General features: G+C 60.7%; 15 protein-coding genes. 4 read left to right on the plus strand and 11 right to left on the minus strand.

Features of this window, described 5'->3' with window-relative positions; all coding sequences use genetic code 11:
• Nucleotides 1–330: 330 nt before the first annotated feature.
• From VKS22_15565 to VKS22_15600, 8 genes are all read right to left on the minus strand, one after another.
• Nucleotides 331–999, minus strand: coding sequence for a hypothetical protein (locus VKS22_15565; GenBank protein ID HLW72030.1), 669 nt, complete (start codon nucleotides 997–999; stop codon nucleotides 331–333).
• Nucleotides 986–1378, minus strand: a complete 393-nt coding sequence (locus VKS22_15570) for a conjugal transfer protein TraD (GenBank protein HLW72031.1) — start codon at nucleotides 1376–1378, stop codon at nucleotides 986–988. The genes VKS22_15565 and VKS22_15570 overlap by 14 nt, the downstream gene beginning before the upstream one ends.
• A gap of 2 nt (nucleotides 1379–1380) precedes the next feature.
• Nucleotides 1381–2109, minus strand: coding sequence for a conjugative transfer signal peptidase TraF (gene traF / locus VKS22_15575; GenBank protein ID HLW72032.1), 729 nt, complete (start codon nucleotides 2107–2109; stop codon nucleotides 1381–1383).
• Nucleotides 2110–2209: 100 nt separating this feature from the next.
• On the minus strand, nucleotides 2210–2509 hold the full coding sequence (locus VKS22_15580; GenBank protein ID HLW72033.1) for a hypothetical protein: 300 nt from the start codon (nucleotides 2507–2509) through the stop codon (nucleotides 2210–2212).
• Between the two features lie 77 nt (nucleotides 2510–2586).
• The gene (locus VKS22_15585) at nucleotides 2587–3078 is read right to left on the minus strand and encodes a TrbI/VirB10 family protein (protein ID HLW72034.1); all 492 of its coding nucleotides are present in this window, start codon (nucleotides 3076–3078) and stop codon (nucleotides 2587–2589) included.
• A complete protein-coding gene (locus VKS22_15590) occupies nucleotides 2961–3743 on the minus strand; it encodes a hypothetical protein (protein ID HLW72035.1) in 783 nt (260 codons plus the stop codon). Before VKS22_15590 ends, VKS22_15585 begins: the two co-directional genes overlap by 118 nt.
• A gap of 4 nt (nucleotides 3744–3747) precedes the next feature.
• Entirely contained in the window at nucleotides 3748–4701 is a 954-nt protein-coding gene (gene trbG, locus VKS22_15595; GenBank protein ID HLW72036.1) for a P-type conjugative transfer protein TrbG, read from the minus strand.
• A 27-nt stretch (nucleotides 4702–4728) separates the two neighbouring features.
• Complete coding sequence (locus VKS22_15600) at nucleotides 4729–5397, minus strand: VirB8/TrbF family protein (protein HLW72037.1); 669 nt, start codon at nucleotides 5395–5397, stop codon at nucleotides 4729–4731.
• A 479-nt stretch (nucleotides 5398–5876) separates the two neighbouring features.
• Here VKS22_15600 and VKS22_15605 point away from each other — a divergent pair, with 479 nt between their 5' ends.
• Both VKS22_15605 and VKS22_15610 read left to right on the plus strand, forming a co-directional pair.
• Nucleotides 5877–6515: a hypothetical protein gene (locus VKS22_15605; GenBank protein ID HLW72038.1), complete on the plus strand. Its 639-nt coding sequence runs from the start codon at nucleotides 5877–5879 to the stop codon at nucleotides 6513–6515.
• Between the two features lie 13 nt (nucleotides 6516–6528).
• Nucleotides 6529–6870 carry a DUF4325 domain-containing protein gene (locus VKS22_15610; GenBank protein HLW72039.1) on the plus strand — a complete coding sequence of 114 codons (342 nt, stop codon included), beginning with the start codon at nucleotides 6529–6531 and terminating at the stop codon, nucleotides 6868–6870.
• Nucleotides 6871–7316: 446 nt separating this feature from the next.
• On the opposite strand, the gene VKS22_15615 is transcribed toward VKS22_15610, so the two are convergent.
• Nucleotides 7317–8504: an acyl-CoA dehydrogenase family protein gene (locus VKS22_15615; GenBank protein HLW72040.1), complete on the minus strand. Its 1188-nt coding sequence runs from the start codon at nucleotides 8502–8504 to the stop codon at nucleotides 7317–7319.
• A gap of 17 nt (nucleotides 8505–8521) precedes the next feature.
• Nucleotides 8522–9739 (minus strand): GNAT family N-acetyltransferase, encoded by a 1218-nt coding sequence (locus VKS22_15620; protein ID HLW72041.1) that lies wholly within the window; start codon nucleotides 9737–9739, stop codon nucleotides 8522–8524.
• 290 nt (nucleotides 9740–10029) lie between these two features.
• On the opposite strand from VKS22_15620, the gene clpS reads away from it, so the two are divergent.
• Both clpS and clpA read left to right on the plus strand, forming a co-directional pair.
• Nucleotides 10030–10374, plus strand: coding sequence for an ATP-dependent Clp protease adapter ClpS (gene clpS / locus VKS22_15625; protein HLW72042.1), 345 nt, complete (start codon nucleotides 10030–10032; stop codon nucleotides 10372–10374).
• Between the two features lie 41 nt (nucleotides 10375–10415).
• Nucleotides 10416–12764 carry an ATP-dependent Clp protease ATP-binding subunit ClpA gene (gene clpA, locus VKS22_15630; protein ID HLW72043.1) on the plus strand — a complete coding sequence of 783 codons (2349 nt, stop codon included), beginning with the start codon at nucleotides 10416–10418 and terminating at the stop codon, nucleotides 12762–12764.
• A 51-nt stretch (nucleotides 12765–12815) separates the two neighbouring features.
• On the opposite strand, the gene VKS22_15635 is transcribed toward clpA, so the two are convergent.
• Nucleotides 12816–13592 (minus strand): hypothetical protein, encoded by a 777-nt coding sequence (locus VKS22_15635; protein HLW72044.1) that lies wholly within the window; start codon nucleotides 13590–13592, stop codon nucleotides 12816–12818.
• Nucleotides 13593–13653 lie beyond the last annotated feature (61 nt).

Here is a 13653-nt window from a genome sequence, read left to right on the forward strand (position 1 = left end):
GCGATCGAGTCCGTGATCACGGTCATGCCGCTGGCTGCGCGCCCGGCTCTTGATGATGTCTTTCGACTGCTGGCGCTCGCGAAGATTCCGCTCGTGGTCTTGCGATAACTCCCAGCGTGCTTCGCCAAGCCGCCGGGCGAGTCCAATGCCTTCGAGGAACTGCAATCGTGCCAGCTCCTGCTCTGCTCTCACGCGGGAAGCATCGCTCGCGGTTGGAACTGTTCGTAACTTACGACGCCAGACCCGTTCGCCTTGCGCTGTAGGGTTCGATCGATTTCGGTCCATTGCTCTTTCAGGATGACGCGCTCGCGCGCACGCAGGACCTCGGGTTCAAGTCGCGGGCCGAGACTCCCTCGTCACGATCTCTTGGCTTCGTCCGCGCATGCCGAGCTTCAGGTATTCACGGTCGATCTGCAGCGGCCGTCCGTCATCGCGAACGCCTCGCACAAGCAGATGGATATGGTCGTCGTCGGTGTTGTGATGATCGATGGCGGCCCACTGGAGCTTGGTATCGAGATCACGCTCCATCTTTTCGAGCAAGCCGCGCACGTGTTCCTGAAGATCCAGCCTAGAGGCGTCCTCCGGCGAGACGATGAAGCGCCAGAGCAACTGGTCCTTCTTCTCCCAGTCGCGCACGACGGCGACCATATCGATAGCGTCGTGCTCAGCATCGAAGCCCTGACCCTTGTCCTGCTCGCGCTGTGCTCCTGAGCGCGACAGGTAGCGGGCATGGGCCGCCCAACCGCCGGTATGATCGTTGCGCTTGAACGACGCTTTGACCACGGAACGGCGAGAGTAGGCGTGTGGGTCCAGGGCGACCCGGCGCCATGTCTGTCCGCCGCTGAGACTGCCCCACGATTTGCGCCGAATTCCCCACCTTACCCGCACTCGCCGCAACGCAACCGCCCACCACGGAATCAGCGGACGCGGACGCTCCGTCGGCGCGAGACGGAGCTTGATATCGACCTCCTTCTGGCCGAAGAACCTACGCCGGCTCATGCGTCGACTCCGTGAGCAATGCGCTCAGGCTGGCAATGAGCTGCGCCGAATTCTCTGGCGCGTGTTCGTGCAGAGCCTCGATGATTTCTCTGACCTGCGCACTGCTGAGTGTGACCGAATGAAGTTCCTTTGCGCGGCTCCACGACTTCCACGCGCGCTTGCTGGTGGCCCGCTCTTCGAGCCGCTCTCGTCCGGCCGCTGCGACCCGTGCGCGCTGCGCCGCGTCGAGGGTTGCCCTCTCGTGCGAGACGCTGAGCAACGCTCCGAGCAGGAAGTCCGGAGGCTCGCGGTCAAGGCCGGCTATTGCTACCAATCCGCCAAGATTGGCGAGGTGATGGACTCTGAGTCCTTGCTCGTGGCTATGTCCGTTTGTCGCCATGATCACCACGCGAGAATCGGCTGGAGAACTCCCCGAACTCCCGAAAGCGGAACCGGTCCGAAGTAGCGGGCGTCCCAGCTACGAGCGTTATTGAAACCGAATAGCCAGACTTCGCCGGGCGCGACCTGGTGGGTCCCCCAAGACACATGCTGGAGCGGTCGGCCCATGCTGTCGCGCGCTGCCACGGCGCTGTCAGCGAACGTCTTTCCGTCGACTGAAACGCAGTCGGGCAGCACTTCCAAAATGTCACCTGGAAGCGCTCCGATGATTTTCGCGACCGGCTCGGCTCCGCCTGGGCAATCGCCTTTGGAGAGGTAACCGCGAGCTAGTCCTTCCTGTGCGATCGATGGCGGTAGGCAGGCTCCAACCAGCTCACCGCGATCAACAGATACTCCATGCACGATTCGGTAAATCCCTGCCGGCGCGGCGCTGTCGGTAAGTGAAATGCGCAAGCTAAGGACTCTTCCCAGCGCGACCATGAAGGCCATTGCAATCACTGGTCCGAGCATCTTTAAGACGGGTCTGCGCGCGTGCCAAAAGCACTCGAAATGCAGTCTTGAAACGACCTGATCTAAGGTGCTTTTCGCCGTACTGTGCCGCTGGCCGCTCCAGATGCCCTGAAGTGGGGGAAAGGCCGTGAGAAGGTTGGAGAAAACGACGGATCTGCGGCACTGCACCGCAGATGCTTTATCTTGCTCTACGAACGAACGCCCTTTACCCCACTCCTTCACCACTCCAAACGCAGCACTCAGAGCCCTCCGTCCGCCCGCAGCAGATCTCAGCACTTCGATCACAGATCCCACTCCATTCCGAACTCTGACGCACATCGCTTTACACTCCGCCTTGACCATCAGCAGCGCTGGCGGGCAGCTTCCGATCTGAATGAACCAGTCCGTTCGCTTTTGCAGGCTTTCGAGAACGGTCTTTCTCCGTGGCGTTCCCCTCCAACCCATCCATCTCGTCGCGCACCTGCCGCGTCAGCCGAATGATCGATTCGCAGATGGTCCCATTCAGATCGAAGCCCGCCTCGCTTGTGCGCTCGCGAAGCCGATCGATCTCCGCCTTCACTGAAGCCGGCACGCGCAACGTGATCGTCTCGGTCGGTTCTTCCTTGCGTTTCAGCACTCCCATCGTCGTTCTCCTTGATTCGGCTTTGTGTTCGTCTTGTGCACAATCTCGTACGAGGTGCGTGTACGATTTGTGTACGTTCAACCCTTGTAGGCTCCGGGGAATACGAGGTCCTCGGTGACCATCACGTTGAATTGATAACCTGGCCGGATTTCGATCGTCGGTGGCCGATTCATCCCCTGGCCGATCATCTGTTGACCCACAGCGCCGAACTGCCCCGATGCGGCAGAGCCGGCCATCTCGCTCGCCATAGCCCACTGATTCGGCTGGTAGTAGCCGTACGGTCCGTACGAAGCGCCACTGCCACCAAACGTCGCCATCTGTCCGACCATTTGGCCGGCGCTGATGAGACTCATGAGCGCCGCGGTGCTGAAGGTTCTCAGGTAGTGGTTGTTCCCCTCGTCCGTGAACCCTGCGTAACCACCCTGATCCGCTCCCGCCATCTGCGGGAGATTCATGCTCGAGGTGTTCGGGAAGATGAGCCGCTGCCACGCGATCTCGACGCGTTGCTGTCCGTAGGCGGACGCGTACTGGTACACACCGATGAGTCTGCTCCCCTGCGGGACGAGCAGATATTTTCCGGTGGCGCTGTCGAAGACGTTCTGACTGACCTGGGCCAGGATGGCCCCGGCAAATCGGAGTCGATCCCGCTTACGAGTACGGCTGGAATCACGCTTCCCGCCATAACCGAGAATGGTGATGCGGGCGGATGAAGTGTCACGGTGGGATCTGTCGAATTACCAGGGTTGAAGTTCGTGCTCTGTTGGCCATCCGCGCGGGCGATTTCCAGCGTTCCGCCTCCATGGAACGCGGAGACCATCTGCGGCGATTCGAGTGCCTTCATGTACTTCTCTTCGGCCCATTGCGCGTAACGGCTTGGGGGTCGCGGCGGTGTTTGTTGAATGGTCGTTTGCGCGGGTGCAACGACGGCCGGAGGCGGTACGAAAGTCGGTGCTGTCGGTGCCCTGCCGCCATGCGCCGCAAGATCCGCGATCTCGCCGTTGTTGCGTGCCGATGCTCCGGGAGCGTCGGTCGGCTTCTGCAGCGCACTCTGCCCGGAACCGGATGACTCGACGCCGAGCGCCACCACCACGCCGCTCACGATCGCGACGGCGGCGAACGCGATCAGTATGAGCCGGTTGAAGCGGCCACCTCCGGGATGCTCCTGCTCCAGCAAGTCTTCCGGTTCGTCCTGAAGATCGCCCGGGCCGTCGAGTCTGATATTCGCAGTCGCCATGGTCTCACCTCGCCCCTCCCGCGTAGCTGATCGTCACGCGGTCTTGGTCACGTCCGACTCCTGATACGAGAATTGCGTCGGTGACCAATCGATCGACGACGTAGTAGTTTCCCTTGACCCTGTAGTTCACCATCTGCGTCCCGCTGCTTGCGTTCACAAGCAGCGCCGGCGCCTCGCTCGAATTCATTCCTGGCGGCATCTGGATGTACACGTGCGAACCGTCATCGAAGGCGCGGATCGGCTTCCACGGAACGTTCGGTCCGCCAACCGTGTACGCGAAGTTGAGTTGTGCCGGATCGACGTTGGCAACCTTCACCATGTTGCCGGAGTCATCGCCCGGCGGATCGGCTGCCGCATCATGTTGTGCCTTCGACGCGGAGTCGGCATTTTTCATCCCCGTGATCAGCTCGTCGGGGTAGTAGAACTCGACCTCCTGCACCGCGTGGCTTCCGCGCGAGCGGAGCAGCAAGTGGTAGATGTGCTTCGTCGTGTAGATCGTGAGGTTGGTTTGGATGCCGGAAGCTTGCGGCTTAACTGCGAGATGCGGTACGGGATCTCGCGGGTCTCCAGAGGAGGCGGGCGTTGCCATCCAACGCTCGCTGTCACCAATCGCAACGTCGGTGATCGTCTCGCCCGGCTGCAGCTGAATGTCTGAAGTTCGTAGTGGCTCGCAATCGACCGTGGGCGGAGGGCCTTGGTTATACGGATAGAGCGTGTAAGCAGGCGTCTTGTAGATTGGCCAATCGCCGCTGTTGTCGTGCTGTTTGATTGCCTGCCGAACTTCGGGCGGCTGTGCTGCAAGGACCTGCTCCGCGGTTGGCGGAGCTGGCGGCGCTTCCGGTTTGGGTTCGGCCTCGGTGACCAGGTTCAGCGCCGGCGGTGTTGGTGGCTGTTTCGCCGCGCACGCTCCCAACGTCAGCGCCAAGGTGATCGTTCCTGCGATGGCGATCCGTCTCATCGATCGGCCTCCTATTCTGTTGCCGGCCTATCCTTGCTGTTCGGTCCAGCTGATCTGCGTCACGCAAAACCCAAGAGGGTTGCTGACGATCGCGTCATCGGAGCTCGGCGGAACAATTTCAGTTTCAAGCGCCGCCTCCCAGTGGGACGCTGACCCGATGGCGATCCCGTTCAGATCACGCTGCTGTTCGGTCCATCGCACCTGATAGCTGCGTGGCGAGAGCTGAAGGATCGAATCGATCTGAACGGAAACGGTCTGCTTCTCCGCGATCTTGAACGGGTTATGGGAGAAGTTGTCGGAGTGATAGTACTCGTCGAAAAAGCGGTCTGCGGCGCCGCGCGTATGCGCGAGCAGCGCGTTCAGCATCTGATGCTCGACCTGCGCGTCGCTGGTGACTGAGCGTGCGTCGCGGATAAAGGCGGCGACTTCGTAGCGCTCCATTCGCGCGGTCACGTCCGGCAACGCAACCGGCGTGAGGGGTTGCGGCACCGTCAGCGCATATCCGAGCTTGTCGACTTCAACGACGTAGGGGATATACCGGCTGTGATTGCTGAGCCAGACGATACCGCTGGCGAGAATCAGACTCAGCAGCAGAAGACCGCCAGCGGCAATCTGCCAGTTGCGTTTGCCGAGAACGAGATCGGCGTATCGTTCATCCCATTCGCGACGCGCTTCGAGATATGGGTTGCTCTCCATGCGAACGCCTCACCGTGAAAATCAGGAATTCATACATCAAACTGCGGCTCACTGGATTTGTTGGTTGAGCAAGTTCCTTGCCATTACGAGGCAGGAGACGCGACCGAGAAACGGTTGCGGGCAAATTAGTGCTGTGTGGCAAGCTTTTCAGATCGGCCAAGGACGGAAGCGGCTCCGAGCGCCGAGCCGGACCAGGGGCTGCTGCCCGTGCTGACGACTGCCCCAGCGCCATAGGACCGGGTATACTGGTGCCAATGGAGATCCAAGCCCCATCTCATTTCGTCCACGCTGGTGACCTTGATCCTAGGTCAGCATCAGAAGATCCACGGCGCCCCGATTTTCGAGAACGCGAAGTAGACATCGACTTGAGGGCGTGCGAATTCATCCAGCCCGCTGCGGCGCTATGGTGCGGCGTTTATGGTCTTCTCGCCGCGAAAAGAAATTCTAGCTGTCGACTTCTGGTTCCGGAGAACCTTGGCGTGGCAATCTATCTGAAATCCATGGAGCTCTTCAGAATACTTCAGGATAACGGTGTAGAAGTGGACGACCGAGGAGTGGGCAGCGGAGCAGCTACGCGACTGATCATACCGATCACGCAATTCACTACCGAAACGGAAGTCGACACGATCGCGAATCAGGCGAGCGAGCGGTTGAGCGCGGCGGGAGTTGGCGCTGCGAATCTCTATTCAGTAGTGGCGGAGGTATTTGCGGAGCTCGCTATGAATGCTGTGCAGCACTCGCAATCCGAAATTGGCTGCCTTGGCCTCATTCAATTCTATCAGTCCGACAGCGGCGAGCGTTTTGTTTGCGCAGTCGGCGACGGTGGAATTGGAATCAAAGCATCTTTGGAAGCTAACCCGGATTTGCGGCGACGCGCGACCTACGACTGGACAGCAGTCGAGATGGCCCTAGAAGAGGGAATATCCGGCACCGGCTCCAATAGGCGTGGCATCGGGCTGTTTGGCGTAGCGGAGGACATGGCCAAACCGGGTCGTCGGCTCATTATTCACTCTGGAATCGGCCTTTTGCGCAGAACTGGCGGAGGGGCTAGATCCGGCGCTAGCCGGACGCCTGTGCTCTTCCCCGGTACACTCGTGTCAGCCTCAATTCCTACATAGGATTAGGTGTCGTATGCGTTCAGTAGAGGTATTCAAGCACCTGAAACGGAAAATTCTCGTTACGCGCGAGTCGGCAGCGGCGCTGCGCCCGGAAATCGATTCTTCGATCAAAGCTGACGGGCAAGTCGTCTTGGACTTCGCGGGAATAGACGCCGTAACTCCCTCATTTGTTGATGAGATTCTCGGGATAATAGACGACGCGCGAGCCGATTCGTCTAGACGAGAGTTGCAAGTCACTTTTAGGCACACGCCAACATCTCTTTCGGAGAAGTTCCTCGCTATTGGAAAGCGCCATGGTGCGAGGATGTCCCAATCAGGCCCCGATGCGTGGGAAATCACGAACGTTGGTGTTTGAGCGCCTGAGGTCCGGTCGAGCTGTTCCTATCCTATTTGTTAATCGAGCCATCTCCGGCTTGCGAGCAAGCCTCTGAAGGTATTTCTGGCCCCGAAGTCTTTCGTCATCGAGCCACGAAAGTCGAGATTTCCTTCTTCAGCTAAGTGTCCAAAAGTGTCCAACATGATCTCGCGTGAGATGATCTGGCAGGAGATCAGAAGCGGAAAAACCCTTGATTCACAAGGGTTCTGTGGCCTGAACTGATCTGGCAAAACGGCCTCTACAGATTAGCAATCTGGTGCCTTCGACCACTCGGCCGCCTCTCCACTGGAGCATTGATAGCTTATGATCCGCGCCCGCGCGCGTGAAGCTCCGCGCGGTCTATTTCTGCCGGCCGCGAACGGAATCGGAGGAGGGGAACGCAGAACATTTGCACCCCGAGCACGAACCTTCAGAACATGAAACGCCTAGAACATCGCCGGGAGTTTGCGCGTGCCGAGAAAAAGCCGACCGGTCGATTCCCACATCGCGGGATTGACCATCACGTGCTGCGTGACGGTGTGGGCGTCGCGCAGGCATCGCTGCAGCGGATGGCTCGCGAAGATCGATGAGCCGCCGCCCTGGTCGTAGGCCAGATCGACAGCTTTGCGCGACTGCCACGCGGCGTTGACCGCGGCGAGCCGCAGGTCGCGATGAAGTTCGAGCGGCGCGCGGCGGCCCATGTGCACAGAATCCCAGGCCGCGTCGATGGTCTCGAAGAGGAAGGCGCGCGCCGAGCGCAGCGCTGCTTCAGCCTCGGCCACCGCGGTCTGAACGCGCACGCTGTCCTTGAGGAGGTCGCGCTCCCATGTCGGAGTTTTGCGCACCGCTAGTGCGATTAACTCGTCGATCGCGCGCCGCGCAATACCGAGCGCCACCGCGCAGACCCCAACCGCGAGCAGGCCAAAGAACGGCATCCGGTAGAGCGGACGATCGACAACGCGACGCGCGTAGCCGAGGACGAGCGAACGCTCCTTCGTCACGAAAACCTCGGTCGCCTGAAAGTCGTTGCTGCCGGTGGCGCGCAGGCCGGAGGTTTCCCAGAGGTCGATGATCTCGACCTGGTCCACGGCGAAGAACAGGGTCCGGATTTCCGGCTGGCCGTCGGGACGCATCTGCGGCGCGCCGGCGGCGTCAACCACAACCGCGCCGGCGTCTAGCCAAGCGCAGTTTTGCGAACCGCTGCCCCATTTCCAGCGGCCGGAAACTTTGTAACCGCCTTCCACAGGGAGCGCCTTACCCGAGGGCGCCGCCGCGCCGCCGGTAATGACGTGCGGGTCGCTCGCAAAAATCTCGCGCATCGTTTGAGTTGGCAGGAACGCGGCGAGCAGGGCGTTGGTCGTCCCGATCATGACGCACCACCCGAGCGAGCCGTCGGCGCGGGCGAGCTCCTCGATCACGCGCACGTACTCCTTAGGATGAAGCTCGTAACCGCCGATTTCCGCCGGCAGGGTCAGGCGATAGAGTCCGGCCTCGGCGAGTTTGCGCGCGAAGTCCGCCGGAATGCGCCGGGCGGCCTCGAACTCGGCCGCGCGTTCGATGATCTGCGGAGCGAATCGGCGCGCGATGTCCAACGGCGCTTCTGCGCTCCCGGTCGGCGGAATATCCGAAGTCATAGGGGCACCTGCGCTGGTTACGCGTTCTCGACGTTGGAGGGCGGGGGCGCCTTCAGTTGACCGCGTTCGTGACCCTCGGTGATCCAGCGTTCGACCTCGCGCCGTTCGCGCGCGAGGAAATTTGCGATCGCCTTGCGCAAGCCGTCGTGTGCAACGAAATGCATGCTACGGGTGAGGGCCGGGTTAAAGCCGCGCAGCCATTTGTACTCGCCGCCCGCGCCGGGCTCGAAGCGCTGGATGCCGCTCGCAATACAATGTTCGATCGCCGCGTAATAGCAGACGTTGAAGTGCAGGTAGCGCACCTCCTCGAAGCTGCCCCAATAGCGGCCGTAAAAGACTCCTGCCTTTTGCCAGTTGATCGTACCGGCGAGGAGCTCGCTGCCCCGCCATGCACCAATGAAGCAGAGATAGCGTTTGAAATGATCGCGGACCAGATTAAAAAAGTCGTGCGTCAGGTATTGGCGGCCCCAGTAGAGCTTCTGGATCGTCGAGAGATAGATTTGGTAGATTTCATCGAACATCGCATCGGGGATCTGACTATCGACCAATGCGCGCACCTCGATCCCCTGACCAATCAGCGCCGCGCGCTCGTGCCGTACGGCGTAGCGCCGTTTGCTCTTGAGTTGGTTGAGGTAATCGTCAAAGGTCGTGAAACCGGCGCTGACCCAGTGATACTGGTAGCCCAGACGTTCCAGAAAGCCGAACTCCCCGAGCGCCGCGGCTTCGTCTTCGGCGCAGAAATTGACGTGCACCGAGGAGAGTTTGTTATCAGTGCAGAGACTCGCGAGGGCCCGTGCCAGCGCGCGCACCATCGTGGGGCGATCAATCTCCGGCGCGACCAAAAATCGGCGTCCGGTATGCGGAGTGAAGGGCACACCTACCAGCAGTTTGGGGTAATACTGGAGCCCGGCGCGTTCGGCGGCGTCCGCCCAACCCTGATCAAAGATGAACTCACCCATGCTGTGGCTTTTGAGATAGAGTGGACAGGCCGCGATAACGCGGCGGCTGTCCTTGAGGCGGGCTGCGAGATGATACGGCGCCCAGCCGGTCTTGCGCGTCGCGCTTTTCGACTCCTCCATCGCGGCCAGCCAATCCCATTCGAGAAAGGGCGAGTCGTCCGCAGCGAGCAGCGCGTCCCAGTCGTCGCGTCCGAAATCACGCATCCGCTCGACGATCGTGATCTCGACTTCAGCGGCGCCGCTGTCGCCAGGCGCTATCCCCGGGGTTCGTGCCATCGAGTCTGTGAGCTTAGCCGCCGCCGCCAGCGGAGCGCTACTGCGCGGAGCGAGCAAGCGAGTCTGCGAGCTGCGTTAAGATTCCTGATCAGCGGAGCGCTACTGCGCGGAGCGAGCAAGCGAGTCTTGTCTTTGGCCGCGCGTCGCGGACTCCGCCGCCCCCTGGAGCTGCGTTAAGATTCTTGATCAGCGGAGCGCTGCTGCGCAGAGCGATCCGGATCCGATGCGAGGGGCGCACGATTCTGATAAACTCTCCAGTAGTGATCGCAGCGGCGGCAGAGGTTCAAGAGATGGCCAGGATAATCGCGCGCAGCCGCGACGCGGACAATGGTGACGGCGGCATCGTCACCGAGCGTCGCACGAAAGAACAGACCAAGACCAAAAAACCCGCGCTCTACAAGTGCATCCTGCTCAACGACGACTACACACCGATGGAATTTGTGGTCGAAATTCTCAAGCAGATTTTCCACAAACAACAGGCCGAAGCCACGCGCATCATGCTGCACGTCCATCAGAACGGGATGGGCATTGCGGGCGTGTACCCGTTCGAGATTGCGGAAACCAAGGTGCGCACGGTCGAGGAATTGGCGCGCGACAGTCAATTCCCGCTCAAGTGCGTGATGGAGAAGGAATAAACGCGGCCGTGCGTTAACCGTCGCAATGGTATTCTGGAATTATGGCTTCACCCGGCGTGATGATTAGCCGCGAGTTGCAGGTGACGCTGCAGCTCGCGATGACCGAGGCGCTTAATCGCCATCACGAGTACGTCTGCCTGGAGCATCTGCTGTACGCGATGCTGCACGACGTCACGACTTGCAACGTGCTCGAGAATTGCGGCGCCGACCTCGCGGCGCTGCGCAAGAAACTGCTCAATTATCTCGACGAAGAGATCGAACGCTTACCCAAAGGCGAGCGGGTGCAACCGCATTATGCGAGCGGAGTGCAGCGCGCTCTGCAGCGGGCTGCGCTCCACGCGCAGTCGTCCGGGCGCGAGGAGGTCAACGGTTCGCAGGTGCTGGTCGCGCTCTTTCAGGAGGCCGAGGCGCCCGCGGTCGCGATGCTGCTGGAGCAGGGTGTAACGCGCTTCGACGTGATCAATTTTATTTCCCACGGCGTCTCTAAGACCGGCGCCGATCAGGATCGCGAAGTGCGTGGGACCAAGGACACCGACGAGGACCATGAGGGCGGGGCCGACACCGAAGGCGATAGCGACGAGGGTGGCGCGCCCAAGCTCTCGCCGGCGAAGGCGCTCAAGACCTATGCGATCAATCTGGCGGAGCGCGCGGCCAAGGGCGCGATCGATCCGCTAATCGGCCGCAAGGCCGAAATCGAACGCGCAATTCACGTCCTGCTGCGCCGCCGCAAGAACAATCCGATCTTCGTCGGCGAGGCGGGAGTCGGCAAGACCGCGCTGGCCGAGGGTCTCGCGTTGGCGGTGCATGACGGGCGTGTGCCGGAGGCGCTGAAAGACATCCAGATTTATGCGCTCGACATGGGCGCGCTGCTCGCTGGGACGCGCTTTCGCGGCGATTTCGAGGCCCGGCTCAAGGCCGTGATCAAGGCGGCGACGGGTGACCGCCGGATCGTGCTCTTCATCGACGAGATTCACACGATCGTCGGTGCCGGTTCGGCCTCCGGCTCAACCATGGATGCGTCGAATCTGCTCAAACCGGCGCTCGCGTCGGGCGAACTGCGCTGCATCGGTTCGACAACTTTCCAGGAGTACAAAAGGTCGTTCGATCGCGACAAAGCGCTGGCCCGTCGCTTTCAGCGCATCGACGTCGGCGAGCCGACTCCCGATGAAGCCGTGCAGATCCTCAACGGCCTCAAGAGCTACTACGAGAAGCATCACAACGTCCGCTACACCGCCGCAGCGATTCGCACCGCAGTCGAGATGTCCGCGCGTTATATCAACGACCGCTTCCTCCCTGACAAGGCTATCGACGTGATGGACGAGGCCGGGGTCGCGGCTCATCTGCGCGGCAAGAAGGGCGAGACCGTTACGGTCGGCGTGCGCGACGCCGAACGCACAGTGGCGCGGATGGCGAAGATTCCGGAGCGGACGGTATCGTCAACCGATCGCTCGCGACTGCAGGACCTCGAACCCGATCTCAAAAAAGTTGTGTATGGGCAGGATTCGGCGATCGAGGCGGTCGCGCGCGCGATCAAGCTGGCGCGTTCGGGCCTGGCGCATCCCGATCGTCCTGTCGGTGCTTTCCTCTTCGCCGGACCGACCGGCGTCGGCAAAACCGAAGTCGCCCGCCAGTTGGCCAAGGTCATGGGCGTCGAGTTCCTGCGCTTCGACATGTCGGAGTACATGGAGCGGCACACGGTCTCGCGCCTGATTGGCGCGCCGCCGGGCTACGTCGGCTTTGACCAGGGCGGGCTGCTGACCGACGCGATCAACAAAACCCCGCATTGCGTGCTGCTGCTTGACGAGATCGAAAAGGCCCATCCCGACCTCTTCAGTATCCTGCTGCAAGTGATGGATCATGCGACCCTGACTGACAACAACGGCCGCAAGGCCGACTTCCGCAACGTCATCATCGTGATGACGACCAATGCCGGCGCGCAGGAACTCTCGCGCGCGATGATCGGTTTTGGCGCCGCGACTTCGACCGGCTCGCCGAAGGCGGTGATTGATCGGATGTTCGCGCCGGAATTTCGCAACCGCCTCTCCGCGATAATCGAGTTTGCGCCGCTCAGCCCCGTCGTGATCGAGCAGGTGGTCGAGAAGTTTCTCGGCGAACTGCGCGAACGTCTGACCGCGAACAAGGTCACTCTCGAAGTCACCGAGGCGGCGAAAAAATGGCTCGGCGAGCATGGCTATGACCATCGCTTCGGCGCGCGTCCACTCGGCCGCTTGATCGAGAATGAGATCGCACGGGTGCTCGCGGACGAAGTGCTCTTCGGCAAACTCGCCAAAGGCGGCAAGGTCATCGTGGACCTCGCTGACGACAAGCTGACCTTTAGCTACCCGGGGGCGGAGGTCGCGGTGCCCCCAGCCTCAGCTTTGCTCAATTAGAAAGTAGTCAGGCGCGCCAAGGGCCGCTCAGCGCTTCACGCCGAAGAGAAGTCATTTGGCGCCGGTTAGAACCTCCACGTAGTCAATCGCAACATTGGTTGGATAGAAGGCTCCTGGCGCGCCCATCACCTGCGAAATTCCCACGCGGAAGCCGGACGAATAGGCACTAAGCGAATGCCCCAGCTCGGTTCCGATTAGTATTTTTCCAGAGTCGTCCCAAATTTCCGCGCGGAGTCCTTGAGTCATGGAGCCCGTAAGGACCATCCGATACCAGGTGTTGTCCGCAAATGTGAAGTCGCTGCCCGCGTCCACGCTGTCGAGGTGGGCATTAGTAACACTGCTGAAAGCGTCGAAAACCCGACCGGAGCCATACTCCGGCGCGACTAGAGAAACCTTGTCGTATTTCGTCTGATCGGTCGCGTCCAGCAGCCAGAGCTCCATAAAACCGTCGATGCTGGTGGTCGGGCCGAGCGTCAGTGTGTTGAAGCGCACCTCGCAAATTATTGGTGTTTTGGTGGGAGCAATGACGGCTGTCGAGGACCATCCGACCCTTGACGCATCGTTAAGAATATCGTCCAGCTTGAGCACCGAGGCACCGTCGAGAACCCCGAAGGAGACAAAACCGGGTGCGCCGATGTAGGTAGCGGTTCCAGAAGTCTGTGGGGTCCTTTGCCACGCGTCGGGAAGAGCGGTTGTCCACGCCGGTCCAATGACCGGTCCAGTGAAATTATCGTAGAAGAGAATCGCGGCATCGGCTGACCTTGCGCAAATGAAAATCAGCATGAGCGCAGTCAGGTACTCGTTTATTCTCATAACCGATGATTTCATCACTAAGATCTCTTTCTCAGTTAGTGACCTCTAATCGCATTAATCAGAGATTCATCCATCG

This window comes from Candidatus Binataceae bacterium (assembly GCA_035308025.1).
GTDB lineage: Bacteria > Desulfobacterota > Binatia > Binatales > Binataceae > JAJPHI01.

Excerpts from the sequence above, each read along its gene's own strand:
- VKS22_15565 (HLW72030.1), bottom strand. The coding sequence starts at position 999 with ATGAGCCGGCGTAGGTTCTTCGGCCAGAAGGAGGTCGATATCAAGCTC.
- VKS22_15570 (HLW72031.1), bottom strand. The coding sequence starts at position 1,378 with ATGGCGACAAACGGACATAGCCACGAGCAAGGACTCAGAGTCCATCAC.
- VKS22_15580 (HLW72033.1), bottom strand. The coding sequence starts at position 2,509 with ATGGGAGTGCTGAAACGCAAGGAAGAACCGACCGAGACGATCACGTTG.
- VKS22_15590 (HLW72035.1), bottom strand. The coding sequence starts at position 3,743 with ATGGCGACTGCGAATATCAGACTCGACGGCCCGGGCGATCTTCAGGAC.
- trbG (HLW72036.1), bottom strand. The coding sequence starts at position 4,701 with ATGAGACGGATCGCCATCGCAGGAACGATCACCTTGGCGCTGACGTTG.
- VKS22_15600 (HLW72037.1), bottom strand. The coding sequence starts at position 5,397 with ATGGAGAGCAACCCATATCTCGAAGCGCGTCGCGAATGGGATGAACGA.
- VKS22_15610 (HLW72039.1), top strand. The coding sequence starts at position 6,529 with ATGCGTTCAGTAGAGGTATTCAAGCACCTGAAACGGAAAATTCTCGTT.
- VKS22_15615 (HLW72040.1), bottom strand. The coding sequence starts at position 8,504 with ATGACTTCGGATATTCCGCCGACCGGGAGCGCAGAAGCGCCGTTGGAC.
- VKS22_15620 (HLW72041.1), bottom strand. The coding sequence starts at position 9,739 with ATGGCACGAACCCCGGGGATAGCGCCTGGCGACAGCGGCGCCGCTGAA.
- clpS (HLW72042.1), top strand. The coding sequence starts at position 10,030 with ATGGCCAGGATAATCGCGCGCAGCCGCGACGCGGACAATGGTGACGGC.
- clpA (HLW72043.1), top strand. The coding sequence starts at position 10,416 with ATGGCTTCACCCGGCGTGATGATTAGCCGCGAGTTGCAGGTGACGCTG.
- VKS22_15635 (HLW72044.1), bottom strand. The coding sequence starts at position 13,592 with ATGAAATCATCGGTTATGAGAATAAACGAGTACCTGACTGCGCTCATG.